The sequence below is a fragment of the Stenotrophomonas nitritireducens genome (assembly GCF_001700965.1).
Classification (GTDB): Bacteria; Pseudomonadota; Gammaproteobacteria; order Xanthomonadales; family Xanthomonadaceae; genus Stenotrophomonas; species Stenotrophomonas nitritireducens_A.
In genome coordinates, this window is the sequence record NZ_CP016756.1 from 1,878,474 (window position 1) to 1,901,730 (window position 23,257).

At 64.6% G+C, this 23,257-nt stretch carries 22 protein-coding genes; 12 read left to right on the forward strand and 10 right to left on the reverse strand.

Annotated features, from left to right (window positions below; translation table 11 throughout):
• Nucleotides 1-14 precede the first annotated feature (14 nt).
• Both dut and coaBC read right to left on the reverse strand, forming a co-directional pair.
• Entirely contained in the window at nt 15-482 is a 468-nt protein-coding gene (gene dut / locus BCV67_RS07935; RefSeq protein WP_062167393.1) for a dUTP diphosphatase, read from the reverse strand.
• Nucleotides 479-1,720 carry a bifunctional phosphopantothenoylcysteine decarboxylase/phosphopantothenate--cysteine ligase CoaBC gene (gene coaBC / locus BCV67_RS07940; RefSeq protein ID WP_062167395.1) on the reverse strand — a complete coding sequence of 414 codons (1,242 nt, stop codon included), beginning with the start codon at nt 1,718-1,720 and terminating at the stop codon, nt 479-481. The genes dut and coaBC overlap by 4 nt, the downstream gene beginning before the upstream one ends.
• Nucleotides 1,721-1,817: 97 nt before the next feature.
• Here coaBC and radC point away from each other — a divergent pair, with 97 nt between their 5' ends.
• The 3 genes from radC to BCV67_RS07955 all read left to right on the forward strand — a co-directional run bounded on the left by radC (nt 1,818) and on the right by BCV67_RS07955 (nt 5,298).
• Nucleotides 1,818-2,492, forward strand: a complete 675-nt coding sequence (gene radC / locus BCV67_RS07945; RefSeq protein ID WP_062171528.1) for a RadC family protein — start codon at nt 1,818-1,820, stop codon at nt 2,490-2,492.
• A 211-nt stretch (nt 2,493-2,703) separates the two neighbouring features.
• Nucleotides 2,704-4,392: an arginine--tRNA ligase gene (gene argS / locus BCV67_RS07950; protein ID WP_062167397.1), complete on the forward strand. Its 1,689-nt coding sequence runs from the start codon at nt 2,704-2,706 to the stop codon at nt 4,390-4,392.
• Nucleotides 4,393-4,413: 21 nt separating this feature from the next.
• Nucleotides 4,414-5,298, forward strand: coding sequence for an SPOR domain-containing protein (locus BCV67_RS07955; protein ID WP_062167399.1), 885 nt, complete (start codon nt 4,414-4,416; stop codon nt 5,296-5,298).
• Nucleotides 5,299-5,381: 83 nt separating this feature from the next.
• Here BCV67_RS07955 and BCV67_RS20015 read toward each other — a convergent pair whose 3' ends face one another.
• From BCV67_RS20015 to BCV67_RS20675, 3 genes are all read right to left on the reverse strand, one after another.
• Complete coding sequence (locus tag BCV67_RS20015; protein ID WP_156455792.1) at nt 5,382-5,519, reverse strand: hypothetical protein; 138 nt, start codon at nt 5,517-5,519, stop codon at nt 5,382-5,384.
• Between the two features lie 100 nt (nt 5,520-5,619).
• Entirely contained in the window at nt 5,620-6,162 is a 543-nt protein-coding gene (locus BCV67_RS07960) for a hypothetical protein (RefSeq protein ID WP_062167401.1), read from the reverse strand.
• Nucleotides 6,163-6,253: 91 nt separating this feature from the next.
• Entirely contained in the window at nt 6,254-6,685 is a 432-nt protein-coding gene (locus BCV67_RS20675; protein ID WP_082746532.1) for an IS3 family transposase, read from the reverse strand.
• Between the two features lie 297 nt (nt 6,686-6,982).
• Between BCV67_RS20675 and BCV67_RS07965 the strand changes: the two genes are divergently transcribed.
• Nucleotides 6,983-7,732, forward strand: coding sequence for an SDR family NAD(P)-dependent oxidoreductase (locus tag BCV67_RS07965; RefSeq protein ID WP_062167403.1), 750 nt, complete (start codon nt 6,983-6,985; stop codon nt 7,730-7,732).
• Between the two features lie 77 nt (nt 7,733-7,809).
• On the opposite strand, the gene speA is transcribed toward BCV67_RS07965, so the two are convergent.
• Complete coding sequence (speA, locus tag BCV67_RS07970) at nt 7,810-9,699, reverse strand: arginine decarboxylase (RefSeq protein ID WP_062167405.1); 1,890 nt, start codon at nt 9,697-9,699, stop codon at nt 7,810-7,812.
• Between the two features lie 239 nt (nt 9,700-9,938).
• Between speA and speE the strand changes: the two genes are divergently transcribed.
• The gene (gene speE / locus BCV67_RS07975; protein ID WP_062167407.1) at nt 9,939-10,796 is read left to right on the forward strand and encodes a polyamine aminopropyltransferase; all 858 of its coding nucleotides are present in this window, start codon (nt 9,939-9,941) and stop codon (nt 10,794-10,796) included.
• A 109-nt stretch (nt 10,797-10,905) separates the two neighbouring features.
• On the opposite strand, the gene BCV67_RS07980 is transcribed toward speE, so the two are convergent.
• Nucleotides 10,906-11,811, reverse strand: coding sequence for an aspartyl/asparaginyl beta-hydroxylase domain-containing protein (locus BCV67_RS07980; RefSeq protein ID WP_062167409.1), 906 nt, complete (start codon nt 11,809-11,811; stop codon nt 10,906-10,908).
• Between the two features lie 688 nt (nt 11,812-12,499).
• Between BCV67_RS07980 and BCV67_RS07985 the strand changes: the two genes are divergently transcribed.
• Nucleotides 12,500-13,156 (forward strand): RIO1 family regulatory kinase/ATPase, encoded by a 657-nt coding sequence (locus tag BCV67_RS07985; RefSeq protein WP_062167410.1) that lies wholly within the window; start codon nt 12,500-12,502, stop codon nt 13,154-13,156.
• Between the two features lie 152 nt (nt 13,157-13,308).
• On the opposite strand, the gene BCV67_RS07990 is transcribed toward BCV67_RS07985, so the two are convergent.
• The gene (locus tag BCV67_RS07990; RefSeq protein ID WP_057628415.1) at nt 13,309-13,647 is read right to left on the reverse strand and encodes a P-II family nitrogen regulator; all 339 of its coding nucleotides are present in this window, start codon (nt 13,645-13,647) and stop codon (nt 13,309-13,311) included.
• Between the two features lie 156 nt (nt 13,648-13,803).
• Between BCV67_RS07990 and ubiK the strand changes: the two genes are divergently transcribed.
• Nucleotides 13,804-14,061, forward strand: coding sequence for a ubiquinone biosynthesis accessory factor UbiK (gene ubiK / locus BCV67_RS07995; RefSeq protein ID WP_062167412.1), 258 nt, complete (start codon nt 13,804-13,806; stop codon nt 14,059-14,061).
• An 11-nt stretch (nt 14,062-14,072) separates the two neighbouring features.
• Nucleotides 14,073-15,584, forward strand: coding sequence for a YifB family Mg chelatase-like AAA ATPase (locus BCV67_RS08000; protein WP_062167414.1), 1,512 nt, complete (start codon nt 14,073-14,075; stop codon nt 15,582-15,584).
• An 81-nt stretch (nt 15,585-15,665) separates the two neighbouring features.
• On the opposite strand, the gene BCV67_RS08005 is transcribed toward BCV67_RS08000, so the two are convergent.
• The gene (locus tag BCV67_RS08005; protein WP_062167416.1) at nt 15,666-16,577 is read right to left on the reverse strand and encodes a LysR family transcriptional regulator; all 912 of its coding nucleotides are present in this window, start codon (nt 16,575-16,577) and stop codon (nt 15,666-15,668) included.
• 101 nt (nt 16,578-16,678) lie between these two features.
• Between BCV67_RS08005 and BCV67_RS08010 the strand changes: the two genes are divergently transcribed.
• Together BCV67_RS08010 and BCV67_RS08015 are read left to right on the forward strand one after the other, a co-directional pair.
• Nucleotides 16,679-17,281 (forward strand): FMN-dependent NADH-azoreductase, encoded by a 603-nt coding sequence (locus BCV67_RS08010; RefSeq protein WP_062167418.1) that lies wholly within the window; start codon nt 16,679-16,681, stop codon nt 17,279-17,281.
• Nucleotides 17,282-17,465: 184 nt separating this feature from the next.
• Complete coding sequence (locus BCV67_RS08015; RefSeq protein WP_062167420.1) at nt 17,466-18,992, forward strand: esterase/lipase family protein; 1,527 nt, start codon at nt 17,466-17,468, stop codon at nt 18,990-18,992.
• Between the two features lie 239 nt (nt 18,993-19,231).
• On the opposite strand, the gene BCV67_RS08020 is transcribed toward BCV67_RS08015, so the two are convergent.
• Nucleotides 19,232-20,647: a PLP-dependent aminotransferase family protein gene (locus tag BCV67_RS08020; protein ID WP_065868076.1), complete on the reverse strand. Its 1,416-nt coding sequence runs from the start codon at nt 20,645-20,647 to the stop codon at nt 19,232-19,234.
• Between the two features lie 405 nt (nt 20,648-21,052).
• On the opposite strand from BCV67_RS08020, the gene BCV67_RS08025 reads away from it, so the two are divergent.
• The gene (locus tag BCV67_RS08025; protein WP_156455793.1) at nt 21,053-22,105 is read left to right on the forward strand and encodes a hypothetical protein; all 1,053 of its coding nucleotides are present in this window, start codon (nt 21,053-21,055) and stop codon (nt 22,103-22,105) included.
• Nucleotides 22,102-23,064 carry a hydroxymethylglutaryl-CoA lyase gene (locus BCV67_RS08030; RefSeq protein ID WP_062167424.1) on the forward strand — a complete coding sequence of 321 codons (963 nt, stop codon included), beginning with the start codon at nt 22,102-22,104 and terminating at the stop codon, nt 23,062-23,064. Before BCV67_RS08025 ends, BCV67_RS08030 begins: the two co-directional genes overlap by 4 nt.
• Nucleotides 23,065-23,257 lie beyond the last annotated feature (193 nt).

Below are 23,257 nucleotides of genomic sequence, written 5' to 3' on the forward strand. Positions count from 1 at the left end.
TGCGTTTCCCCCTGTCAGCGCACCCCGGTGTGGCCGAATCCACCCGTTCCACGCGCACTGTCGATGAAAGTATCCACTACCTGCAATGCAACGCGCGCAATCGGCAGCACCACCAACTGTGCGATACGGTCGCCCGGCTCGATCGTGAAAGCGTCACGGCCACGGTTCCACACGCTGATCAGCAGGGGTCCCTGGTAGTCGGCATCGATCAGACCCGTGCCATTTCCCAACACGATGCCGTGGCGATGGCCCAGCCCCGAGCGCGGCAGAACCACAGCACACAGGCCGGGGTCGGCAATATGGATCGCGATGCCGCTGGGCAGCAGCGCCGCATCACCCGGTTCCAGGGTCAACGCGACTTCGGTCGCCGCGCGCAGGTCCATGCCGGCGCTGGCATCGGTGGCGTAGGCCGGCAGCGGCCAGCTGTCGCCGAAGCGCGGGTCCAGCAACTTCACCTGCAGGGGCTGCAGTCCATTACTCATGCGTCCAACCTCTCGGCAATCAGATCCAACAACTGTTCGGCCAACTGGGTCTTGGCGGTGCCCGGGAACTCGCGCAGGCCGCCGTTCCAGTAGGCCACGGCCGCATTCTGGTCACTTTCAAAGCCATTGCCGGCAATGCCGACCTGGTTGGCGATAATCAGGTCCAGGTGCTTGTCGGCCAGCTTGCCGCGCGCGTACTTCTCCACGTCGTGGGTTTCGGCGGCAAAGCCCACCACCAGCTTCAATGCCTGCTCCTGCACGGCGACTTCGGCCAGGATGTCGGCGGTGCGCACCAGCTCCAGGGTCAGCGTCTGGGTGCCGGCGGTCTTCTTGAGCTTCTGTGGCGAAACCTGGCGCGGCGTGTAATCGGCCACGGCGGCGGCGCCGATATAGATATCGGCTGGCAACGCGGCCAGCACGGCCTCGCGCATCTGCGCGGCCGAGCGCACATCAATACGCTGCACGCCGGCCGGGGTGGGCAGCTGCACCGGGCCGCTGACCAGCACCACCTGCGCACCCTGGCGGGCGGCGGCGGCGGCCAGCGCGTAGCCCATCTTGCCGCTGGAGCGGTTGCCGACATAGCGCACCGGGTCCAGGTCTTCATAGGTGGGGCCGGCACTGATCAACACGCGCATGCCGTTGAGGCGGCCGGGCTTGGGTGCTGCCTGCGGCGCCAGATTGGCCGCCAGCGCGGCAATGATGGTCGGTGCCTCACTGACCCGGCCCGGGCCGGATTCGCCCTCGGCCAGCGGGCCGTCTTCGGGCCCGATCACCTGCACGCCGCGCTCGCGCAGCAGCACCATGTTGGCCTGCGTGGCCGGATGCAGCCACATGCGGTGGTTCATGGCCGGGCAGACGGTCAACGGCGCGGTGGTGGCCAGGCACAACGTGGTCACCAGGTCGTCAGCATTGCCATGGGCCAGCCGCGCCAGCAGATCGGCAGTGGCTGGGGCAATGAGGATGCGGTCGGCCCAGCGCGCCAGCTCGATATGGCCCATGGCCTGCTCGGCGGCGGTGTCCCACAGCGTGGTGCGGGTGGGGTGGCCGGACAGCGCCTGGAAGCTCAGCGGCGTGACGAACTGCTGCGCACCGGCGGTCATCGCCACCTGCACGGTGGCGCCGGCATCACGCAGCCGCCGCACCAGCTCCAGCGACTTGTACGCGGCAATGCCGCCGCCTACGCATAGCAGCAGCTTCTGTCCTTCCAAGGGTCGGGAAGTGGGGGAAACGCTGGTCACGGGTGGATAGTCCTAGGTACAGAAGAATCATTAGCTTAACCGAAGGATTTGTTACGCCTGATCCAGTTTTTGGCAAATGGCGGCGAATCTGCCACTCATGCATATACGTGATTGGCCCCGCGCTGAACGCCCGCGCGAAAAACTGCTCGCACGCGGCGTGGCCGCACTTTCCGATGCTGAACTGCTGGCGATTTTCCTTGGCTCGGGGCTGCCCGGCCGGGACGCGGTGCAGACCGCGCGCGAACTGCTGCTCGGCCACGGCCCGCTGCGGGCGCTGCTGGACCGCAGTGCCCCGCAGCTGGCCAAACTGCCGGGGCTGGGCCCGGCCCGCGCCTGCCAGCTCAGTGCGGCGCTGGAACTGGGCCGGCGCCACCTGGCCGCAGAGCTGGAACGCGGCCAGGCGCTGACCGACCCGGCCGCCGCCGGCCGCTATTTCTCCCAGCGCCTGCGCCATCGGTCGCAGGAGGTGTTCGCGGTGCTGTACCTGGACAACCGCCATCGGGCGCTGGCCTTCGAGGAGTTATCCACAGGCACCGTGGACAGCGCCGAGGTCCATCCGCGCGAAGTGGTGCGGCAGGCGCTGGCGCACAACGCGGCGGCGCTGATCATTGGCCACAACCACCCGTCCGGGAACCCTGAACCGTCTGCGGCCGACCGCGCCATCACCGAACGGCTGCGTCAGGCGCTGGCGCTGGTGGACATCCGTCTGCTGGACCATTTCGTGATCGGCGATGGCGCGCCGGTGTCATTGGCGGCGCGCGGTTGGGTATGAACAGGCGGACGTACCGGCGTTCGGACGAAATACGGCGTTCTTCGGCTGGCCCGAGCCCGGTGAGGCCCACTGCATTAGAACGGCTGCCGGGTCCACAAACCTGATCTTTCTGTTTTTTTGACATTCCTGACCCCCCGCCTGACGCCCTTGGGGCGGCCGTGCCGCAGGTCAGGTAAAATGGTCAGTTCCGCGCTTCAAGCAGAATAGTCACGTGAAACCCCAACTCCGCGCCCTCATCGGCCAAGGCATCGAAGCCTTGCGCGCCAACGGCACTTTGCCTGCCGACACCCTGCCGCCGGATTTCGTGGTCGAACGACCCAAGACCCGCGAACACGGTGATTTCGCCACCAACGCCGCCATGCTGCTGGCCAAGGCTGCGCGCAGCAACCCGCGCGCCGTTGCGCAGGCCCTGGTGGCCGCGTTGCCGGTCAGCGACGACATCGTCAATGTCGAGATCGCAGGCCCTGGCTTCATCAATTTCAAACTCTCGCCGGTGGCCTACCAGCGCGAAGTGGTCAGCGTGCTCAAGGAGGCCGAGGACTACGGCCGCAACCTGAGCGGCAACGGCCGCAGCGTCGGCGTCGAATACGTGTCGGCCAACCCGACCGGCCCGCTGCATGTCGGCCACGGCCGCGCCGGGGTGATCGGCGATTGCATCGCCCGCGTGCTGGAAGCCAACGGCTGGAATGCCAAGCGCGAGTTCTATTACAACGACGCCGGCGTGCAGATCGAGAACCTTGCCAAGTCGGTGCAGGCACGTGCGCGCGGCTTCAAGCCGGGCGACGAGCAGTGGCCGGCCGAAGCCTACAACGGCGAGTACATCGGCGATGTGGCCAAGGCCTACCTGCTGGGCCAGACCGTGGACCTGGAAGGCAGCCAGATCATCGGCGCCAAGGATGCCAACAACCTGGATGAAATCCGGCGTTTCGCCGTGGCCTACCTGCGCAACGAGCAGAACCAGGACCTGGCCGCGTTCGGCGTGGATTTCGACATCTACTTCCTGGAAAGCTCGCTGTACAAGGACGGCAAGGTTGCCGAGACCGTGCAGCAGCTGATCAGCTCCGGTCATACCTACGAGGAAGGCGGCGCGCTGTGGCTGCGCTCCACCGATTTTGGTGACGACAAGGACCGCGTGATGCGCAAGTCCGACGGCACCTTCACCTACTTCCTGCCGGACGTGGCCTACCACCTGAGCAAGTGGCAGCGCGGTTACGAACGCGCCATCACCGAACTCGGTGCCGACCACCATGGCTCGCTGGCACGTGTGCGCGCCGGCCTGCAGGCACTGGACGTGGGCATTCCAAAGGGCTGGCCGGAATACGTGCTGCACCAGATGGTGACGGTGATGCGCGGCGGCGAGGAAGTGAAGCTGTCCAAGCGTGCCGGCAGCTACCTGACCCTGCGCGACCTGATCGACGAAGTGGGTGCCGATGCGGTGCGCTGGTTCCTGATCGCGCGCAAGCCCGATTCGCAGCTGACCTTCGACATCGACCTGGCCCGCCAGCAGAGCAGCGACAACCCGGTGTTCTACGTGCAGTACGCGCATGCCCGCGTCTGCTCGCTGCTGCGCCAGGCGCAGGAGAAGGGCCTGGACTACAAGCAGGCCGAAGGCCTGGCAGCGCTGTCGCAGCTGGGCGACGAGCTGTCGCTGGAACTGATGAACGAGATCTCGCGTTACCCGGAAGTGGTGGAAGCGGCCGGCACCGCGCTGGAACCGCACCAGATCGCGCAGTACCTGCGTGAATTGGCACACGCTTTCCACACGTGGTATCACGGCACCCCGGTACTGGTGGATGATGCCGCCGAGCGCAACGCCAAGCTCGCTTTGGCCAGCGCCGCACGGCAGACCCTGGCCAATGGCCTGAGCATCCTGGGCGTCAGTGCCCCGGAAAAGATGTAAACACCTGGAGACGCAGTAGACATGGCAGCACGACGCGGCAAAAGCCAAGCCCGGCGCAACAACGACAACGGCACGCCCGGCTGGGTGTGGCTGGTTGCCGGCGTGGCGATTGCGGCCGTGGTGTTCCTGGCAGCGCCCAACCTGTTCAAGAAGGACGGCGACGGCTTTCTGCGCGTAGGCCCGCAACCGAACCCGGACGCACAGCCGGCGCCGGTGGTGGATGCCGACGTTGACGCCGGTGCGGAATCGAACAAGCCAGCAACGCCTGCCGGTGCCAAGCCGGAAGAGAAGCCAGCCACCCAGTACGATTTCTACACGTTGTTGCCGGGTACTGAAGTGCAGATGTCCGACGCCGAACTGGCCGCCAGTGCCAAGGCAGAGGAACAGCGCCGTGCCGCCGCAGCGCGCGCAAGCGCGGCCGCGAGCCCGACCACGCCGGCTGCTGCACCGACCGAAGCCCAGCGTGCGCAGGCTGCGTTGGAAGGACGCCCGTTGCCGGCACCGGTAGCAGAAACAGCGCGCCAACCAGCACCGATCAGCGAAACCGCACCGCGTCCAGCCCAGGTTGCCAGCGCTACGCCGGCCCCTGCGGCTACCGCGCCCAAGCCGGCGCCTGCAGCGGCAGCGCCCGCCGCAACCGTGGCAACTGCCGCACCTGCGGCGGCGACGGACAACGTGCGCTACATCCTGCAGGCAGGTGCATTTGGTGCCTCCGGCGATGCCGAGTCGACCAAGGCCAAGCTGGCAATGATGGGTTTGGCGGCACGGGTGGAATCGGCGCAGATCAACGGCAACACCGTGTACCGCGTGCGCATGGGCCCGTATGGCACCGCCAGCGAACTGGCCGAAGCCAAGGCCAAGCTCAACGGCACTGGTCTGCAGGCGATGGCGATCAAGGCGCAGTAACACCGCTGATGGCGGTGTTACCCCAAAGTTTGTGAAACAAACTTTGGGGTCCGTTGACAACTTTCAAAGTTGACGCAACCAGCTCAACCGTCGTTGTCGAAGACGGCGATGCGTGCACCAAGTGCGACGTAGTCAGCGTCCAGCGTGACCCGCGCAACAAAACCGACGATGGCTTGGCACGTGGCGCTGGGGTTCCAACTCCAGAGCAATCCTTCGTGCATGAGTGCGACTCACGGCAGTTCCCGGAATGGAAATGCTGGCTCCAGGGCGCGGTGGCTACCTGCGCAGAATCACTGCGTGGGGTGCAGTAGTTTTACTTGGTTACCGCGTACTCCGCCTCAACTGCATGATCGCTTCCGGCAACTCGGTGCGCATCTGTTCGCGCAGGGCTTCGGCGACGCCGTGGTAGCGGCGGCGCTGGATGAAGTAGCAGTACACGAACAACCCCAAGATGATCAGCAGCGGCCAGGTGGAGGCCACAACCATGGGCATGGCCACGCACAGCACTCCAAAGCCCAGCGTCATCCAGTTGCAGATACCTTCCACCCGCACCTGGTTGCGTTTGGCGTCCACCACGACCAGGCCGCGCATCACCGGGTAGTAACGCCCGGTGAAGCTGATGAAGAAGCTTTCGCGGAATGCCATACGGCCATCGGGCAGCGCACGGAATACCAGTGGAAGCCCCTCCTGCGTGGCCACGTCGCGCTCCAGGCAGTTCAGCACCAGCCGTTCGCGCATCTCCGCCGAGGCAGGAATGCGCTCGCTGAACAACCGGACGCCGGTTCCGAAGTAGAGCGGACTCCATGTGAGCAGGAGCACCATCTCCAGCACGATAAGGGCGACCAACAGGTACCAGAACGGCATGTTTGTGTCCTCAGCCATCTGTGGCCGTGGTGGGTAACGGCCGCCATGTTGAACCTGATCAGCATATAGGCCTAAGGGAAAATGGCTCGAGCTAAGCTTTGGTCAAAAATAAAACTGATCTTGCCCCCGCCCCACGGACACCTATCCAAGCGACATGGGTCCGCTGGTACTGCTCAGGGCTGAGGTAGCCCAGAGTCGGGGGCAGCCGGGTTCGATTGTAGTCCACCTCGATGTATTCAAATCCTTGCGCCTTGGCCTGCTCGCGCGTGGCAAAGCGTTCGCGTGCTACCGCCGAACACCGTCCTTCACTGCACGCAACAGGGCCTGCTGGCTGAGCTCCGTGCTGAGCTGCTTGCGTACATGCTTCGTCTCTGCCTTCTTCCCGGTCATCTGTCTCACCTCGAATTGCGATGTTGAATCGCTTATCCAGGTGTACGTGAAGTGGGCACAAGATCACTTTCAGACTCTCCGCCAACAGCCCCGGGTGCGCTGCGCTTACCCGGGCTACAGCCCTGCCGAGCATGGCTCGGCACTACAGGCACCGCTCGGCTTTGGCTTTGTCCCTTCTCCCGCAAGCGGGGTTAAGAACAGGCGTTTACGAGCCAACAGCTCGTGACTGTTCGTACGCCCCGCGTGCTACGCGAGGCTGGGGCGCGGAGCGAGGTGCCCCGAAGGGGCGGATGAGGGGGGTTTGGGTTTTGCGGTAAAGCCTCTGCCGAGCATGGCTCGGCGCTACAAAGACAAGGTTTGGCTTTGTCCCTTCTCCCGCTTCCGGCGCCACAGTGCGAAAATCGGCCTTCCCTGCCCCAAGGATTCCGCAATGTCCAAGACCGCTCTGATCACTGGCGCCACTTCCGGTTTCGGCGCCGCCGCCGTCCGTCGCTTCGCTGCTGCGGGCTGGAAAGTGATCGCCACCGGTCGCCGGGCCGAGCGCCTGCAGCCGTTGATCGAGGAATTCGGCGCCGACGAGATCCACGCTGCCGCCTTCGACATCCGCGATGCCGCCGCAATGGAAGCCGCGCTGGCCGCATTGCCGCCGGCCTTCCGTGACATCGACCTGCTGGTCAACAACGCCGGCCTCGCCCAGGGCACCGCCGCCGCCCAGCACGCCAGCCTGGAAGACTGGCGCACCATGATCGACACCAACATCACCGCGCTGGTCACGCTGACCCACCACCTGCTGCCGAAGCTTGTAGAGCGCCGTGGTGCCATCATCAACATCAGCTCCACCGCTGCCCTGTATCCCTACCCGGGCGGCAATGCCTATGGCGGCACCAAGGCCTTTGTCAGCCAGTTTTCGCTGGGCCTGCGCTCGGACCTGCATGGCACCGGCGTGCGCGTGACCGCTATCGAGCCCGGCATGGCAGAAACCGAGTTCACCCTGGTGCGTACGCACGGCAACCAGGCCGCGTCGGACCAGCTGTACGGTGGCGCCAGCCCGATGACTGCCGAGGACATCGCCGAGCAGATTTTCTGGGTGGCAAGCTTGCCGGCACACTTGAACGTCAACCGCATCGAGTTGATGCCGGTGAGCCAGTCGTTTGCAGGGTTTCAGGTGTTTCGGGGTTGAACTGGCGGGCGCTTGAAAACCTGCCCTCACCCCAACCCCTCCCCCGAAGGGAGAGGGGCTTTGATTGCCGCTTGCTGTCAGGCCAGCGGTTCGTCTGACAGGTAGGTGTAGCCGGTCAGGCCGGCTTCCAACGCTGCATCCAACTCAGCTGCGCGATCGGCCGGCAACTGGGCGTCGGCCACGCGCTTGCGGTAGGAGGCGCGCAGCTCATCCAGGCTGTAACCCACGTAGTCGAGCATCACGTCGGTGGTGTCGCCGCGACGCTGCTGGGTGATCACGTAGCCATCGGCATCGACCACCACTTCCACCGCGTCGGTGTCGCCGAACAGGTTGTGGATGTCGCCGAGGATCTCCTGGTAGGCACCAACCAGGAAGAAGCCGATGCGGTAGCTCTCGCCATGACGCACCGCGTGCAGCGGCAGCGAGCTGTCCAGGCTTTCGTTCTCGACGTAGGTCTTGACCATGCCATCGGAATCGCAGGTCATGTCGGCGATCACGCCGCGACGCTCGGGGCGCTCGTTCAGGCGCTCGATCGGCACGATCGGGAACACCTGGTCGATCGCCCAGGCATCCGGGATGGACTCGAACACGCTGAAGTTGACGAAGTACTTGTCCACCAGCCGGTCGTTCAACTCATCCAGCGCCGGGCGATGGCTCTTTTCGTCGTAGCTCAGGCGCGCACGCACGCCGTTGGCAATGGCGTAGAACAGGTCGTCGATGCGCGCACGCTGCGGCAGGTCGATCTGGCCAAGCGCATAGGCGCTCAGGCCCTCGGCATGGAAATGCTGGGCCTCCTGGAACAGCTCCACCGCCGGACGCTGGTCCAGTTCGTCGTGGATCTCGCGCAGGTGGCGGACCGCCGCCGGCTCGTCGTCATGCGCTTCCGGCACACGGCCTTCGGCGGCCTGTTCCACTTCGGACACATTGGCGATCAGTACGGCGTGGTGCGCGGTCATCGCGCGGCCACACTCGGTGATGATGCGCGGCGGCGTCAGGCCGTGCTGCTCGCAGGCTTCGGCCAGCGGCTGCACGATGTTGCTGGCGTAGGCGCTGAGGCCATAGTTGATCGAGCAGTAGCTGCGCGAGCGGGTGCCTTCGTAATCGATACCCAGGCCGCCGCCCACGTCGACGTGACTGATCTTGGCGCCAAGGCGCGACAGCTCGACGAAGTAACGGGTGGCTTCACGCATGCCGTTGGCGATGTCGCGCACATTGCTGATCTGGCTGCCCATGTGGAAATGCAGCAGGTTCAGGCAATCGGCGTATTCGGTGTCGCGCAGGCTCTTCCACAGGTCCAGCAGCTGGCGCGGCGACAGGCCGAACTTGGCCTTGTCACCACCGGAGTTCTGCCACTTGCCGGCGCCCAGCGAGGCCAGGCGCATGCGCACGCCCAGGCCCGGCATCACGTCCAGTGCCTTGGATTCTTCCAGCACCAGCTTCAGCTCGGACGGCTTCTCGATGACGATATAGGTCTGCAGGCCCAGCTTGCGGCCAATCAGCGCCAGTCGGATGTATTCGCGGTCCTTGTAGCCGTTGCAGACGATCAGCCCGCCCGGCCGGCTCAGCGCCAGCACCGCCATCAGCTCCGGCTTGGAGCCGGCTTCCAGGCCAAAGCCTTCGCCGTGGTGGCTGGCCAGGGTGCCGGCCACGCCACGGTGCTGGTTCACCTTGATCGGGTAGACCGCGGTATAGCCACCGGCGTAGTCCCAGTCGGACTGGGCCTGCGCGAACGCGGCCTGCAGCTTGCCCAGGCGCTGGCCGAGGATGTCCGGAAAGCGCACCAGCAACGGCAGTTTGGCGCCGGCAGCGCGCGCCGAATCGACAATCTGCGGCAACGACACCGCCGTGCCCTGGGCACCTGCGGGACGGACCACCACGTGGCCTGCGGCATCGACGTCGAAATACCCGTCGGACCAGTGCGGAATCGAATAGGTCTTGCGGGCCTGTTCGAGGGACCAATCGCTCATCGGCGTAGCAACTCTCAGCTGTGGATAAACAAGGACGCGCATTCTAACGCTAGCGGGGCAAGGGTCCGTTACAATCCGCGCCCGCGCCCTTCCCCCAGCCTGTCTGAATCGGGGTTCAGGGCCAGATTACGGGTGAAACCCTGCTGTGGCAGGCTCACCGCTGCCCTCATCCGCCCCTTTGGGGCACCTTCTCCCGCCAGCGGGAGAAGGGAAAAAGTCCATTGCACCCAGGAATCATCATGACCTCCAACGAAAACTGGTTCATCGAACACTTCCAGCCGACCGGTTCGGCTATTGGTTTCCGCATCACCGGCAAGCTGGACGAGGTGCAGTCGCCGTTCCAGAAGATCGAGATCTACGACAGCACCGACTGGGGCAAGTTGATGGTCATCGATGGCGCCATGATGCTGACCACGAAGGACAACTTCTTCTATCACGAGATGATCAGCCACCCGGTGCTGTTCACCCACCCGGCGCCCAAGCGCGTGGTGATCATCGGCGGCGGCGACTGCGGCACCCTGCGCGAGGTGCTCAAGCACCCGGGCGTGGAAAGCGCCACCCAGTGCGATATCGATGAGCAGGTCACGCGCATGGCCGAGAAGTACTTCCCGGAGCTGTGCGAATCCAACGGCGACGTGCGCGCCGAGCTGCTGTTCGACGACGGCGTGGCCTATATGGCCAACTGCGCCCCGGGCAGCGTGGACGTGGTGATCGTGGATTCCACCGACCCGGTCGGCCCGGCCGAAGGCCTGTTCAACAAGGCGTTCTTTGAAAGCTGCTTCCGCGCCCTGAAGGACGACGGCCTGCTGGTGCAGCAGAGCGAGTCGCCGCTGGCGCTGCTGGACCTGATCAAGGACATGCGTTCGGAAATGGGCAAGGCCGGCTTCCAGTCGTTCAAGACCCTGCCGTTCCCGCAGCCGTGCTACCCGACCGGCTGGTGGTCGGTGACCGTGGCCAGCAAGCAGGCCGGTTTCAGCTTCGGCTTCCGTGAAGCCGATTCGGCCGCCAAGCCGTTCGACACCCTGTACTACACCGCGCCGCTGCACACCGGTGTGCTGGTCAGCCCGCCGTTCGTGGCCAAGGCACTGGGCGAATAAACCCGCTGCCAGCGCCAACAGAAAACCCCGCTTGATGCGGGGTTTTTTGTGCCTTCCGTACTCACCTTTGCACTGGCCTGGGCCAGATGCCGGCGCCGTTGCGCGCCGCTCACAGCGCCCAGATGGCAGCAACCACCGCCAGCACCAGGCCCCATTTGAGGCAGTTGTAGGCCAACACGCTGCGTGCGCGCAGCGCCTTGGCGTGCAGGCGCAGTTTGTACACGCTGCCGAATGCCTTGTTGACGCCGCCAGTGGGGTCACCCGGCAGGTTGGGCGACGCTCCGCCAGCCAGCAGGGTGGCGGCCACCGCGCGACTGAACAAGACCGGCAAGCCGAAGCGCAATGGCCGCACCACGTCGCAGAACAGGATCACCCGATCCTGCCCGGTCTGGTTCTGCGCACGGTGGATATAGGTCTCGTCGAACATCATCCACTCACCATCGCGCCAGCTCCGGCGGATGCCATCGACCTCGATATAACAACCATCATCATTGGGCGTGCTCAGGCCCAGATGCAGACGCAACGAACCGGCAAACGGATCACGGTGCGGGCGCAGCTCACTGCCTGGCGGCAACTGCGCGAACATCGCCGCGCGCACCTCCGGCAGCGCTTCGAGCAGCGCCACCGTACGCGGGCACAACGCCTTGGCCGAGGGATGCGGCGGGCCATACCAGCGCAGGTAGAAGCGCTTCCAGCCACGACGGAAGAATGAGTTGAAGCCAGCATCGTTGTAGCCGCTGGCAGCGGCGATCTTCTCCGCGTCACGCAGGGCCAAGGCCTCATCGCGGATGACCTGCCAGTTCTGCTGCAGCGGCTCCAACTGCGGGAACTCCTTGCCCGCATCCAGGAACGGCGTGGTCGGCACTTTCGAGAACAGGTAGATGACCACGTTGATCGGTGCCATGAAACTGGAGTGATCCAGCAACTGACGGGACCAGCGCGCACGCACCTTGCCCCGGTAATGGATGTACAACACGCAGGCCGCGAACAAGGCCGCCAGCACCAGTTTGATCATCTCACCTCCCAGCCGCGGCCGGACCCGGGGACGCAGCGGAGGAGCGTTCGGTTCGCGCCTGACAGCGCCGCCACTACTGCGTCCAAGCATAGGGGCGCCACGCAGGCGGGAGAGGGCGACATCGCGCTCTGTCGCGATGTCCGCAAATTTTGTATATCGAAAATTTAGCGGGTTTTAAGTTTCGTACCCCAAGCCGTACCGGGTACGACAAACCCTTCTTCTCCACCCGTCATCACTGCAGCTGCCGCGTCGGCAACGCGCCTCCGGAATACCCGTCACCTACGCTGCTGGTCGGGCTTGGCGGAGGTACAAGCCAGCATCTTCTTCGCGCGCCCGACGCAACCGCCAAGCCGTTCGACCCCGTGTTCCACACCAGCGCTCGGATCAGCCCGCAGTTGACGGCCAAGGCACTGGGCGAACAAGCCCCTGTCCGCGCGGTCAACGCATCCCGCACCGCAGCCGTGACGCGGAATGCTGCGGTTCCGGGTCTGCGTTGCGCACAAGGCCTGGAATGGGGCAAGCGCGCAGCTGCAACGAACATTTCCGTCACAACATTCCGACATTTTTTTACATTCAGCAATTCATGGACTGTGCAGTTTTATAATTGCGCACATCCCGCCCACCCGGGCACGTTAGACCGGCTTTGCAAGACGCTTTCCGCGCCGTTGCCCGCGTCAGGAAGGTTTTGATGAACACATTGCCCCGCTTCGACGGTGACCACGCCGTGGTTCCCGACAATCAACTGCTCAAGCGCGGCGAACGCCTGCTGGAGCCCGACGTCTACCGCACCGAACTGGACGGGCGCCCGGCTGTGGTCAAGGACTACCGGCGCTACCGTGGTACGCCGTTGTCGCCGGTGGCGCGCCTGCTGGTCCGCCGCGAGGCCCGGGTGCTTAAGCGCCTGCAGGGCTGGAAGCACGCACCGGCCCTGCTGGGCACCTTGGGTGGCCTGGCACTGGGCATGGAGTTCATCCCCGGCGACACCTTGAGCGCCGGTGTGCAGGGTGTCAGCCAGGAAGTCTTCGACCAGCTGCAGAACGCCCTCGCCCGCCTGCATGCCGCCGGCATCACCCACAACGACCTGCATGGCACCAACGTGGTGGTCAGCGCCGGCGTGCCGGTGCTGCTGGACTTCACCTCGGCCCTGCGCGCGCCGCGCTGGCTGCGCAACTGGCCGATCTTCCGCCAGCTACGCCGCAGCGACATGAAGAACCTGGTCAAGATGCGCCAGCGTCTGACCGGCCAGAAGCCCAGCGCCGAACAGGCGGCGATGCTGGCCGAACCGGGCTGGGTGCAGACCGTGCGTAATGCGTGGAAGCGGCTTTACCGGCGGATCAAGGGCTAAAGCCGACCCCTCCCCAACCCTCCCCTCCGCCTTCGGCGCAATGGAGGGGGTAGAAGCCTGGCTCCGCTCCCTCCCTTGGCGCAGCCAGGGGAGGGCTGGGGAGGGGTGCTTTAAAGCTTCAAAGCTCTAAACCCTCACTCCCCAAAAAAAACTCAAAGCGCATCGCCATCCAGTTCGCCGGTGCGGATCCGCACCACGCTGCCCAGGTCGTAGACAAACACCTTGCCGTCGCCGATCTTGCCGGTGCCGGCGGCCTTGACGATGGCTTCCACCACCTCGTCGGCCTGTGCATCGGTGACGGCCACCTCGATCTTCACCTTGGGCAGGAAATCGACCACGTACTCGGCACCGCGGTACAGCTCGGTGTGGCCCTTCTGGCGGCCAAAGCCCTTGACCTCGGTGACGGTGATACCGGCCACGCCGCGTTCTGCCAGCGCCTCTCGCACGTCGTCCAGTTTGAACGGCTTGACGATGGCCATGATCATCTTCATTGGTCGGCTCCTTGAGTGGTGGCTGAAGCATACCCCGAGACGACAGGGTGCCACCCGCCAGCTTCCGGACTATCCTTACCGCAAGTCAAAACGGATACCGATGCCCGCCAACGGCGGCCAGCTCCCACGCTAGGCCCAACCCTGCGGAGAAACCCCATGATCGACCTCAACCACATCGATGAGCTGGCCCGCCGCCTCAGCAGCCTGGTGCCGCCGGGCCTGCGTGAATCACGCGAAGAACTGCAGGCCACCTTCAAGACCGCGCTGCAGGCCGGGCTGAGCAAGCTGGACCTGGTCACCCGCGAAGAATTCGAAGTGCAGCGCGCCGTGCTGCTGCGCACCCGTGAAAAGCTCGACGCGCTGGAACAAGCCGTCGTCGCCCTGGAAAGCCGCGTCTCCGACAAGAACGCCTGAGCACCGGGCCCGTGAGCCTGGCGCTGGTGCACAGCCGCGCCCGTGCCGGCGTGCACGCGCCGTTGGTGCAGGTGGAAGTCCACCTGTCCGGCGGCCTGCCCTTCACCCAGATCGTTGGCCTGCCCGAAGCCGCCGTGCGGGAATCGCGTGACCGGGTGCGTGCGGCCATTCTCTGCGCACAGTTCGACTACCCCGCCCGCCGCATCACCATCAATCTGGCGCCGGCAGACCTGCCCAAGGAAGGCGGCCGTTTTGATCTGCCGATCGCACTGGGCATCCTCGCCGCCAGCGGGCAGATCGACCGCAATGCGCTGGCCGATTACGAGTTCATCGGCGAACTGGCACTCACCGGTGAACTGCGCGCGGTGGATGGCGCCTTGCCTGCCGCCATATCGGCCGCCAACGCGGGGCGCTGCCTGATCGTGCCGCCAGGCAATGCGGGCGAAGCCGCGCTCGCCCAGCGCGCCGAGGTCAAAGTCGCGCGCACCTTGCTTGAAGTGTGCGCCGCACTGGCCGGCAGCAAGCAGCTGCCAGACGCACAGGTGCCTGCAACCGAGCCAGCGATACTGGCCGACCTCGTTGATGTGCGCGGCCAGCTGCATGCGCGGCGTGCGCTGGAGATCGCAGCCGCAGGTGGCCATCATCTACTGTTGCTGGGTTCACCCGGTTGCGGCAAGACCCTGCTGGCCTCGCGCCTGCCCGGCATCCTGCCCGAGGCCAGCGAAGCGGAAGCCCTGGAAACCGCTGCGATCGCCTCGGCCAGTGGCCGCGGCGTCGATCCCAGCCGCTGGCGGCAACGCCCGTATCGCGCACCGCACCATACCGCCAGCGCGGTCGCCCTGGTGGGTGGCGGCTCGCACCCACGGCCAGGTGAAATATCCCTGGCGCACAACGGTGTGCTGTTCCTGGATGAACTGCCGGAGTGGAATCGACATGCGCTGGAAGTGCTGCGCGAACCGTTGGAATCGGGCACGGTCACGGTATCGCGGGCGGCACGCAGCATGGAGTTTCCGGCGCGCTTCCAGTTGATTGCCGCCATGAACCCCTGCCCCTGCGGTTGGGCCGGCGACAGCAGCGGGCGCTGCCGCTGTTCGGTGGAAAGCATCCGCCGTTATCGCGCGCGCATTTCCGGGCCGCTGCTGGACCGCATCGATCTGCATCTGCAGGTGCCACGGCTGGCCCCGAGCGAGCTGCGCGGCGATGCCAGCGCAGGCGAGAGCAGCACGCAGGTGCGCGAACGGGTGATGCAGGCACGTGTGCGCCAACTGCAACGTGCCGGCAAGGCCAATGCGTATCTGGCGCAGGCCGAAACACTGCGCGATTGCCGCCTTTCCACTGCCGACGAAGACCTGCTTGAGCAGGCGATGGAACGCCTGCAGCTGTCGGCGCGGTCGATGCATCGCATCCTGCGGGTAGCGCGGACGATTGCCGACCTTGCCGCCAAAACGGCGATTGAACGGGCCCATCTGACCGAAGCGATCGGCTACCGGCAGTTGGATCGCGGCGAAGCCGGTGACGCGTAACTAGCAACCCTGGTCCGCGCAGAACACGCCCAGGCAGCGGCAGCGCTGCGTTGTGGTCATGCGCAGCGACAAGCCGCCAGCTCAGCCCTCGACAATGGCCAGCTGCGCAGGCAGCTTTTCCGCCAGAAGATCGATCGCAGTGCGCAGTTTGCGTGGCATATGCTGCGTGCGTGGCCACAGCGCATTGATCGGAAAGACCGCACTTGCGCCTATGGTCTTCAACTCCCAGAGCGCTCCACGCACAAGGTTTTCCCTTGCCAGCCACGAGGGCAGCCAGGCAACGCCCATCCCCGCCACAGCCGCGTCCATGACACCTTGCAGATCGTCGGTCTGCATGCGCGCCTTCGGGCGCACGCAGATTGAACGCTCCTCCACGGTCAACCGCCAATCAACCACCTGACCGTGCCGGGTATACGCGACAGCGTCCAATCCCTCCAGCGCTGCCACGTCGAATACCGCTGAAGTCCGCCGCAGATATTTCGGCGCCGCACAGAACACCATCCCGTGCTCGCCCAGACGCTTGGCCACCAGGTCACCACTGTCAGGCGGGTTGCCGTTGCGGATACTCAGGTCAACGCCGTCCTCCAGCAGGTCAACCATGCGATCGGAGAACATCACATCCAGCAGCAGCTGCGGATGCTGCGCCGCCAACTCGATGAGGATGGGCATCACGCACAAATGCCCGAACAGCACCGGTATCGAAACCCGGAGCCGCCCGGCGATTTCTGCCTTGCCACTTTCCAGCGCCTGCTCCGCGCTCTTCATTTCGTCCAGGGCGCGCAAACAGTGTTCGTAGTAGGTCGCGCCGGCCTCGGTAAGATTCAGGCTGCGCGTGTTGCGGTTGAACAACCGCACCTTCAGGCGCGATTCCAGCCGGGCGATCGCCTTTGCCGCCGCCGACCGGGTCACGTGCAAGCGCTCAGCAGCCCGCGCGAAATTGCCGGCCCCGACAACCTCGACAAAAACGTCTATATCGGCTGAGAAATTTGCCACATTGGATCCTCCAAGGATCCAATGTGTGTATCTGATATGGACAATGGATACAAGCAGGAACCTTAAGGTGGCGGCATCGTCAAACTTCCGCGGCAACCGCCATGACCCGAATTCTCGCCCTGAAATCCAGCCTCAACGGCGCAAACTCCCGCAGCAATGGATTGATCGACAGCTTCCTGGCCCAACGACGCGCCAATGGCTACACCGACCAGGTGGTCGAGCGTGACTTGGCCGACATCGATCTGCCAGTGCTGGATGCCGAGCTGTTCCATGCCCTGCGTGGCGCGCAATCGCCGAATGACCGCGTCAGCGATGCCATTGCGCTCTCGGACAAGTTGATCGATGAGCTCAAGGCCTGCGAACTGATACTCATCGGAGCGCCCATGTACAACTTGAACGTGCCTACGCCGCTGAAGAACTGGTTCGATCTCATCGCCAGAGCGCAGGTTACCTTCCGCTACACCGACACCTATCCGGAAGGCCTGATCCACGGTGTGCGTGCCGTTGTCTTCAGCTCCCGCGGCGGTGTCCATGCCGGGCAAGCGACAGACGCAGTCACGCCTTACCTGCGTTCGGTGTTGGGCCTGATTGGCGTCACCGACGTGTCATTCGTTTACGCCGAAGGCATGGATATCCGCCCACATGGCATCGCGGCCGGAATGAATGAGGCCGCCACTCAGATAGCGCAGTTTGCGGGCCACTGATATTCCCTCCTTGTAAACAAGTCGCCGCGCCACCCGGCCGGATGGCCAGCAGCATCCGTCCCCAACCCACTCCCGTTGCGCCACAGGGGAGTGGGTTGGGCGGGCGGCGCTGCCAGCGCTACGGATTCAGGACAAATCCCAAAAATCCGTTCACCATCGCCAGCAGCCCCCGCAGAGCCCGGCCATGGAACGCATCGAACGCCCTTTCTTCCCGGTCATCTATGTGCGCGGCTACGCGATGACCCGCGATGAGATTGTGGAAACCACCTCCACCCCGTTCATGGGTTTCGAGGCCGGCTCCACCAAGATGCGCCAGGCGCAGGACGGCAGCATCGTCAAGTTCGTGTTCGAGTCGCCGCTGGTGCGGCTGATGAAGGATTACGACTACCGCGATGTCTACGAATTCGGTGCCGAACGCCGCGACCGCATCTCGCCACGCTGCATTGTCATCCATCGCTACTACGACCCGGCTGACCCGGCCTTTGGTGACGGCAAGACCCCGTCCATCATTGATGCGGCCACCGCGCTGGGCAAGCGCATCGAGCAGCTGCGCGACAGCATCTGCGGCAACAACGCGGCCATGCGCAAGGACTTCCGCGTCTACCTGGTGGCGCACTCGATGGGCGGGCTGATCTGCCGCTGCCTGCTGCAGAACCCGGATGTGGCCAGCGCCGAGGTGCGCGCGATGGTCGACAAGGCCTTCACCTATGCCACCCCGCACAACGGCATCGAGGTGGGCGGCATCAACCTGCCCAACCTGCTGTCGATCAACGACCTGAATAATTTCAACCGGACCAACATGGGCAAGTACCTCAAGGTGCCCAAGGACAAGGTCAATACGCTGGGCAACTCCGGCTTCCCGCCGGAGCGGCTGTTCTGCCTGATCGGCACCAACAGCCGCGACTACGCCGCCGCGCACGGGCTGTCATCCTTTGCGGTGGGCGCGCTCAGCGACGGGCTGGTGCGCATCGCCAACGCCTATGTGGAAGGTTCGCCGCGCGCGTTCGTCAACCGCAGCCACAGCGGCTATTTCGGCATCGTCAACTCCGAGGAGGGCTACCAGAACCTGGTGCGCTTCCTGTTCGGCGATACCTGCGCCACCGCGCAGCTGGACATCAATGCGCTGCCGTTCCCGCCGGAGATCGAGGCCGCCCGCAAGCGCGGCAAGAAGATCGAGTCTTCTTATTACATCGAGGCCACGGTGGCGCCGCGCGGTGCCTACACCTATGAACTCACCTCGCGCACACAGGCCAACCAATGTGCCATCCGACGCGAGTACGGCGACATCTTCGATGCGCAGGGCAACCTATTGAAGGACAAGCGCTCGACCGTGCTGTTCTCGGTGTTCCTGGACAGCAGCAAGATCCTGGCCGGCAGCGAGATTGCGTTCTCCATCGATCTGGCAGTGAGCAACGCCGGCTATCAGGTCGATGGTGCGCTGTTCCTGAAGAACCACATCCCCGGTGAATACCTGTTCCGCAACACCCTGGTGGTCTTCGCCAAACCCGACGAGGCGGGCGGCTGGCGGCTGCGCTATGTCTGGAGTGATGACCAGTGGGCCGGCGGACCGAAGAACGAGGCCGAGCTGGCGGGCGCGCGTACCAAGGCCGTCGGCATCACCCAGCAGGCGCCGAACATCTTCGCCATTCCACTGCAGTCGGCCAAGGGCTTCAACGCGGAACTGAAACTCTCCCTTTCCGCCTGGCGCTGAACTGCGCTGGCATCCTGCAGCGGACCGGCACTCGACGGAACGGGCGGCCTGCTGCCGCCACCATCATCGGCGTGCTCCAACGGCGCCTGCGAATGCCGGGGTGAAGGCGTTGCCTTGCATATTACTGGCGTGCACCGGCGGCGATTCCCGCCCATGGCAGCCACTGCCGCACGCACCGTCTGCGAACAACACATGCGCGCCAACGTGCGGTGCCGCTTGCCGGCACCGCACAACAGCGCTCAGGCCATCGCTGGCACCTGATCCAACTCTTCGCGGATGCTGTCGATGAACACACCATCGTTCAAGTACGCAACATTCAACCGCGTCCACGGCGACACCTGTTCCGTATCGACATTGAAGAACGCGCCCGGGGCCAGTACCACCCCGCGTGACAACAGCCGCGAAGTCAGCAGCCGGGTGTCGTCAATGCCCCTGAATCGTGCCCACAGATACAGACTCTGCTCCGGCGCGGCGTAGACCGTTGCATCCAGCCGATGCAATACCTCCAGGCCTTCGGCGGTGGCCGCACGTACGCGGTCCTGCAGGCGGCCCACGTGGCGCAGGAAATTGCCTTCGCGGAGAATTGCCTCCAGCACACGCTCGCCGTACTCGCTGCTGCCGATGTGCAGCAGCATCTTCAGGTCGGCCAGTTCCTCGACGTGCGAGTTCTCGCCGGCAATGAAACCGCTGCGCAGTGCGGCGGACACCGACTTGGAGAAGCTGCCCACGTACAAGGTGTTCCTGAACTGCGACAGCGAGGACAGCCGGAACGCCGAGTTGGGCTTGAAATCGGCCATGGCGTCGTTCTCGACGATCAGCACATTGTGCGCGGCCGCCAACTCCAGCAGGCGCTTGCCAACCTCGGGGGATACATCGGTGCCGGTGGGGTTGTGCGCGGTGGACTGCATGAAGAAAACGCGCGCCTTGCTGGTCTGCAATGCGGCTTCGAACTCGGCCAGGTCCGGGCCGTCCACACGCCGCGTGATCGCGATCGACTTGGCGCCCTGCAGCTGCAGTTTGCCGAACAACGGGTAGTAGCCGGGTTGTTCGACCAGCACCGTGTCACCCGGCGCGACGTAGCGTCGGATAATCAGGTCCAACGCATGGTTGGCGCCAAAGGTGGTCACCAGCTGGCGCGGACCCAGCTCCATGCCGTGCATCGCCATGCGCCGGATCAGCTGCTGGCGCAACGGCAGGTAGCCATAGCGGTTGCCGTAGCGGAACAGGCTGCCGCTGCCACTGCGTGCCACCTGCCGGTGGAAGCGGTCCAGGCGCATGTACGTCAACCAGTCAACCGGCGGAAAACCCTCGGCCAGATGCGAGCGTCCCGGTTCGCGGATGGCCTGCTGCCGCATCAGCCACAACGTGTCGATCACGCGGCTGTAGCCGACCGGCTCTTCATCGATGTCGCGTTCCGGCGGCGCCTCCACACCACGCACAAAAAAACCTTTGCCGTGTTGTGCTTCCACCAGTGCTCGCTCGCCAAGCAGATCGAATGCCGAGATCACCGTGTTCTTGGAATAGCCATTCAATCGCGCGTACTCGCGCAACGAAGGCAGCTTGTCGCCGGGCTTCAACACGCCGGCTAATATCTGGCGGCCAATATCCATGGCAACTTTTTCCGCCAATGAAATCTTACGTGGTTCAGAGCGCATAAAAATCCATACAAAATTTTTCGGGCGCTAACTGTATCTACGCGTCCGCGCACGCTGTAAAGAGCATAAATAGACATTTAGAGATGAATTGGCGGATCCACATTCGGTCATGCGCTGTCCGAAAAAACTGTATCTGCCGCACGTGTCTGGCGGAGCACATTACTGCTTGCACTTTGCGCAATCCTGCTCGACACGAACGCAATCGAAAGGATGCATGTGAACGCAACTTCCGCACATCCGTTGCATGCAAGGCATGCAACGTCAGCACCGCTTGCATCGACTGCGACGCTCGCACCTGCATGTGCGAATGGCACACATGCGGAACACCCTGGGTCGACCCATCCACCCATGGTTTCTCCTGCGCTGGTCGCCAACCAAGACATGCATGCGAACGCGCATACGTTCATGGAAGACCTGCTGATCAATGGCGCCGAGCTGCGCATCCCGGTGCCAGCAGATGTGGAGTGGAGTGCCGGGGTCCGCCGCATCGCGGAGCTTGCACGCCAGGCAGGCGGCTTCATCACCTTTCGCGCAAGCCCGCTGATCCGCTCGCGCATCCAGTTCACCGGCATCGACGATGTCTACAATGCGCGCCTGCAGGTGCTGCGTCTGCGCAATGAGCTGATCGGCCTGGCCAACACGATGAACCCGATGCTGGTGGCGCTGGGCGGCGGCTGCAAGGACATCGCCGTGCATGCGCGCCAGTCCCGCCAACTGGGTGCGTGTCTTGAGGTTGATCTGATCGTCGAGGTGCCGGACCGTTCCGAGGGCCGCGTCCTCGACATGCTGATCGCGAGGATGGCGCCCCTGATCGAACAACTGACCCATGGCACACGCAACAGGACGTCGATAAGCGACATCGCCGACCGCCAGCTGTTGTGCGCGCAGGTGGCGCTGGACGGGCACTGCTTCGCACTGGCCCCACAACAGGCCGATGCCATGGCCGCCCGCATTGTCCACCTGCACCGCCACATCTGCACCACGCCTGGCCGCATGGCCCTGCACAACGCCGGCATCGTGGCTGTGGTCAACTCCATGCTGGCCACCAGTACACCCGCGGGGGCGCTCCACAACAGTGTGTGGACCGCGCAGAGCGATCCCGATGCGCCGTTGTGCATCTGGTATCGCGATCATCGTGGCCGCCTGTGCGGCAGGATCGCGCTGCCCCTGATCACCGCCCTGGTGGAGCACGACATGTCGGCAACTACCGGTGTATCCGGCATCCTCGAGGCCAAGCACGCCATTGCGGCCATCGGTCTGGCGCACAGCCTTGCCAGCCTGCACGCCGATGCCGGCACGGCCACGCATAACCAGGCAGGCCTGCACGCACACGATCTGGCCTTGCTGGCCGGCGCACGTGGCGATGAAATCACCACGCTGGCGCGGTCGCTGCACAACGCCGGGCAGATCCGCTGCGAATATGCCATCGACCTGCTCGATGTGCTGCGCAGGCAATGATGGCCGGGGGCAACGAGGACGAAGATCGTGTGCGCATCATCGAGGTCGGTGCATGCAGCGGCTTGCAGCACCAGACCAAGCTGCTGCCCACGGCGGTGCGCATCAACCTGATCGAACTGCTGGAATCGGCCGGCATCACGGAGATGGAAGTCGGTGCGTTCAGCACATCGCGCCTGCTCCCGCAGATGGCCGATAGCGCTGCGCTGTGCACGCAGCTGGGCGTCGCACCCATCGACCGCATCCGTTCGGTGAGAGTGGCCGACATCAAGGCACTGGAATTGGCCATTGCTGCCGGTTGTCGCGACATCACCATCAGCGCGGCCGCGTCCAACGCCTGGTGCCGCGCCAACCTCAACTGCAGCAGCAGCGAGAGCCTGCGCCGTGCCGACCAGATCGCCGAGCACGCACTGGCGCTTGGCATCCAGGTACGCGCCACGCTTTTCACCGTCATCCACTGCCCGCTCAGCGGTGCGGTGGCACCGGCAGAGGTCGCCCGCGCCGTGGCGGCGCTCCACACCATGGGCTGCCGTGAGGTCAGCCTGTGCGATACCACCGGCTCCGGCACGCCCGCATCGGTAGGCAAACTGCTGCGCGCATGCGCGGTGGAGGTGCCGCTGCATTGGCTGGCCGCACACTTCCGTGACACCTACGGGTTTGGCATCGCCAACACGATCGAAGCGCTGGAACATGGCGTGCGCGCCTTTGATGGCGCCATTTCAGGGCTTGGTGGCGACCGCCATGCCCCGGGCGCCGCTGGCAGCCTGGCTACCGAGGACCTGGTGCATGCGTTCGACGCGTTGGGGATCGGCTGTCATGTCGATCTGGATGGGCTGCTGCTGGCAGCCGATTACATCGATTGTGTGCTTGAGCGCAGCACCGAATCACGGGTAGGCCGCGCCCTGCGCGCCAGCCGACGCCAATCCAGGCAGCATGCCGCCGGTTGCGGCTGGGCGAGCTGAGCCGCAACGTAGGCGGCATGGTCAGCGCTGCATGCGCTGCTGGCCGTCGTCAGCAACAGCGGCGGGCGGACTGCGGACAAGCAAAAGCCCCGTCAGTGCGGGGCTTTGGCGACCCGCGCAGTGAGCGGGTTGAATCTGGCGCCCCGGAGGGATTCAAATAAATTCTACATCCATCTGATTATCATGAATTTTC

Coding starts and splice junctions, on each gene's coding strand:
- BCV67_RS20015 (WP_156455792.1), bottom strand. CDS start 5,519: ATGCACGAAGGATTGCTCTGGAGTTGGAACCCCAGCGCCACGTGCCAA.
- BCV67_RS08025 (WP_156455793.1), top strand. CDS start 21,053: ATGGAAGACCTGCTGATCAATGGCGCCGAGCTGCGCATCCCGGTGCCA.
- radC (WP_062171528.1), top strand. CDS start 1,818: ATGCATATACGTGATTGGCCCCGCGCTGAACGCCCGCGCGAAAAACTG.
- dut (WP_062167393.1), bottom strand. CDS start 482: ATGAGTAATGGACTGCAGCCCCTGCAGGTGAAGTTGCTGGACCCGCGC.
- BCV67_RS08015 (WP_062167420.1), top strand. CDS start 17,466: ATGGAACGCATCGAACGCCCTTTCTTCCCGGTCATCTATGTGCGCGGC.
- BCV67_RS07990 (WP_057628415.1), bottom strand. CDS start 13,647: ATGAAGATGATCATGGCCATCGTCAAGCCGTTCAAACTGGACGACGTG.
- BCV67_RS08020 (WP_065868076.1), bottom strand. CDS start 20,647: ATGCGCTCTGAACCACGTAAGATTTCATTGGCGGAAAAAGTTGCCATG.
- BCV67_RS08010 (WP_062167418.1), top strand. CDS start 16,679: ATGACCCGAATTCTCGCCCTGAAATCCAGCCTCAACGGCGCAAACTCC.
- BCV67_RS07960 (WP_062167401.1), bottom strand. CDS start 6,162: ATGCCGTTCTGGTACCTGTTGGTCGCCCTTATCGTGCTGGAGATGGTG.
- BCV67_RS07965 (WP_062167403.1), top strand. CDS start 6,983: ATGTCCAAGACCGCTCTGATCACTGGCGCCACTTCCGGTTTCGGCGCC.
- BCV67_RS07955 (WP_062167399.1), top strand. CDS start 4,414: ATGGCAGCACGACGCGGCAAAAGCCAAGCCCGGCGCAACAACGACAAC.
- speE (WP_062167407.1), top strand. CDS start 9,939: ATGACCTCCAACGAAAACTGGTTCATCGAACACTTCCAGCCGACCGGT.
- BCV67_RS07980 (WP_062167409.1), bottom strand. CDS start 11,811: ATGATCAAACTGGTGCTGGCGGCCTTGTTCGCGGCCTGCGTGTTGTAC.
- BCV67_RS08030 (WP_062167424.1), top strand. CDS start 22,102: ATGATGGCCGGGGGCAACGAGGACGAAGATCGTGTGCGCATCATCGAG.
- BCV67_RS20675 (WP_082746532.1), bottom strand. CDS start 6,685: ATGCTCGGCAGGGCTGTAGCCCGGGTAAGCGCAGCGCACCCGGGGCTG.
- BCV67_RS07985 (WP_062167410.1), top strand. CDS start 12,500: ATGAACACATTGCCCCGCTTCGACGGTGACCACGCCGTGGTTCCCGAC.
- ubiK (WP_062167412.1), top strand. CDS start 13,804: ATGATCGACCTCAACCACATCGATGAGCTGGCCCGCCGCCTCAGCAGC.
- speA (WP_062167405.1), bottom strand. CDS start 9,699: ATGAGCGATTGGTCCCTCGAACAGGCCCGCAAGACCTATTCGATTCCG.